The sequence below is a fragment of the Specibacter sp. AOP5-B1-6 genome (assembly GCF_052376555.1).
In the GTDB taxonomy this organism is placed as follows: Bacteria; Actinomycetota; Actinomycetes; order Actinomycetales; family Micrococcaceae; genus Specibacter.
Genome location: NZ_JBQSVT010000127.1, coordinates 1 through 411 on the forward strand (window position 1 = coordinate 1; position 411 = coordinate 411).

Annotated in this window: 1 protein-coding gene; it reads left to right on the plus strand. The window is 47.4% G+C overall.

Annotated elements, in window-relative coordinates; genetic code table 11:
- On the plus strand, positions 1–256 hold a 256-nt coding region (locus ACT3TS_RS19775), incomplete at its 5' end, for a hypothetical protein (protein ID WP_444533230.1).
- Positions 257–411 lie beyond the last annotated feature (155 nt).

Sequence of the window (411 nt, forward strand, 5' to 3'; positions counted from 1 at the left end):
GCAGCCGATGATCGGCATCTGGCGACCTGGTTTTAGTACAACACCGCGCTTGCGGGGTGTGGGGAACGAACCGTGTGGGTTGTTAGGTGTGAGGGTTGTTATGCGTTTGGCACACTGTTGGGTCCTGGAACAACAACGATTCATCACGAACGTGGTGAATGGTGTTGTGCCTGGTTTCCCGCACATGACCGAGTCATTGACTATAGGCACTTTGGTGTTTGTTGGTGGTGGGGTGTGTGGTGGGGTTGTTGTTTGAGAACTACATAGTGAACGCGAGAATCTTTATAAAGAAGCAATTTCTTTGAGATAATTTGAACCTGGATCTGATGCTGATGATGACCTCTTTTTCGGGTGTTGATTTGGTGTTGGTTTTCATGGTTCTCTCGATAAGCATTATAGCGTTATTGACTG